2 protein-coding genes are annotated in these 2,200 nt (G+C 58.6%); both read right to left on the bottom strand.

The genetic code is table 11. The annotated features are described in order from the left end of the window. The coding region (locus AC1DRJ_RS25160) for a thiolase family protein (RefSeq protein WP_477804543.1) at positions 1–416 on the bottom strand (416 nt) is incomplete at its 3' end. A 102-nt stretch (positions 417–518) separates the two neighbouring features. Beyond that, on the bottom strand, positions 519–2,033 hold the full coding sequence (gene pap / locus AC1DRJ_RS25155; RefSeq protein WP_477804542.1) for a polyphosphate:AMP phosphotransferase: 1,515 nt from the start codon (positions 2,031–2,033) through the stop codon (positions 519–521). Between the last annotated feature and the right edge of the window lie 167 nt (positions 2,034–2,200).

Raw genomic sequence — 2,200 nt, 5'->3', positions numbered from 1 at the left:
TCCTTCAGCAGCGGGTTGATCAGGTTATCGGTATTGACGCTTTTCATGGTCAGGCTGATGGACTCGACGCCACCGGCAACGATGATGTCGCTGCACCCCGAAGCAATCTGGTTGGCGGCGATGGCAATCGCCTGTAAGCCCGAGGAGCAAAAGCGGTTCAGGGTCATCCCGGCGGCGCCGATGCCCAAGCGCGACAACACAGCGACGTTTCGACCGATGTTGTAGCCCTGCGCGCCTTCGTTGGAGCCTGCGCCCACGATGCAGTCCTCGACGCTGGCCGGGTCGATACCGTTACGTGCCAACAACGAGTCGACACAATGCGCCGCCATGTCATCTGGCCGGGTCTGATTGAACTTGCCGCGAAAGGATTTGGCCAGGCCGGTCCGCACGCTGTCGACGATCACCACTTCACGCATGGCATACCTCATTGTTGTTATTGGTTGGGTGTGGACCGAGCATAAGTCCACCTCATAACCGACCGCGACAATCATTCACCCCGCGTATGCGTAACCATCGACTCAGTTCTTGTGCTTCCTGGCCTTCTTGTCGGACTTCTCGAACGCGGCTTCCAGGGCCCGATTGATCGTGCGCAGGACTTTGACCCGCGCCCAGCGCTTGTCGTTGGCCTCCACCAGCGTCCAAGGTGAGACCTCGGTGCTGGTGCGATCGACCATGTCACCCACCGCTGCGCGGTAAGCATCCCACTTATCGCGATTGCGCCAATCGTCTTCAGTGATCTTGAAACGCTTGAAGGGAATTTCTTCCCGGGCCTGGAAACGCTCCAACTGTGTCTGCTTGTCGATGGCCAGCCAGAACTTGACCACGATGACGCCCGAATCGGAAATCTGCTCTTCGAAGTCATTGATCTCGCTGTAAGCCCGCAGCCAGTCCGTCGGCGGGCAAAAGCCTTCGATGCGCTCCACCAAGACCCGCCCGTACCAGGAGCGATCAAACACCGTGAACTTGCCCTTGGCCGGAAGATGGCGCCAGAACCGCCACAGATACGGCTGTGCCCGCTCCTCTTCGGTCGGCGCGGCAATCGGGACGATGCTGTATTGACGCGGATCGAGCGCCGCCGCGACCCGCCGGATCGCCCCGCCCTTGCCCGCCGCATCGTTACCTTCGAACACCGCCACCAATGCGTGCCGACGCATGCGTTTGTCACGCATCAGGCCCGAGAATCGTGCTTGTTCGGTAATCAGTTGCTCTTCGTAATCGTCCTTATCCAGGCGCAGGTTCAAGTCGAGGCTGTCGAGCAGGTTGACCTGATCGATATGGATCGGCAGCGGTGCGGCATTGACCTTGTCGGGATGGACATCGGGGCGTTTCAGCGCAGTTTGCAGACCTTCAAGCAGGATCTTGCCCACCGCCAGGCTACGGTAATTGGCGTCCAACCCTTCAATCACATGCCACGGCGCGTAGTCGCGACTGGTGCGGCGCAACACACGTTCGCCGTATTTCACGAATTTGTCGTACGTCTCGGATTGTTGCCAGTCCAGCGGACTGATGCGCCAACTGTGCAGCGGATCGTCGGCGAGGGCCTTGAGGCGTGCTTTCATTTGTTTTTTGGACAGGTGGAACCAGAACTTGAAGATCAGCGCGCCTTCGTCGCAGAGCATTTTTTCAAAACGCTCGGACTGGTTGATCGACTGATCCAGCACCGCGTCCTTGAACAGGCCGTGAACCCGGCCTTGCAGCAACTGGCTGTACCAGTTACCAAAGAAAATCCCCATGCGACCCGAGGCCGGAAGCATCCGCCAATACCGCCAGGCCGGTGGTCGTGCCAGTTCCTCATCCGTCTGCTGGTCGAAGGTTCGGACCTCTATAAGACGCGGGTCCATCCATTCGTTGAGCAACTTGACCGTCTCGCCCTTGCCGGCGCCTTCGATGCCATTGATCAGGATGATCACCGGGAAACGTTTTTGCTGCTGAAGTTCGAACTGCGCCTCAAGCAAGGCTTCGCGCAGCGCCGGCACCTCGGCGTCATAGGTTTCTTTGTCGATGGCGTGACCGATTTCAGCGGATTCAAACATTGGACGGCTCCTTCCAGGATTCTCCAAGACTAGCGGATTGGGCCGGCCACCAGCACAGAAAATTCCCTGCGATGTGGGCTTTTGTATCGAAGGGACTAGAATGACGACCTTGCCGTTGCCGAGCCTGCCATGAAACCTGTATTGCCTTACGCCCAACTCGACTGGGA

The organism is Pseudomonas sp. P5_B2, assembly GCF_056400445.1.
This window is presented reverse-complemented; position numbering and strand designations above follow the sequence as displayed.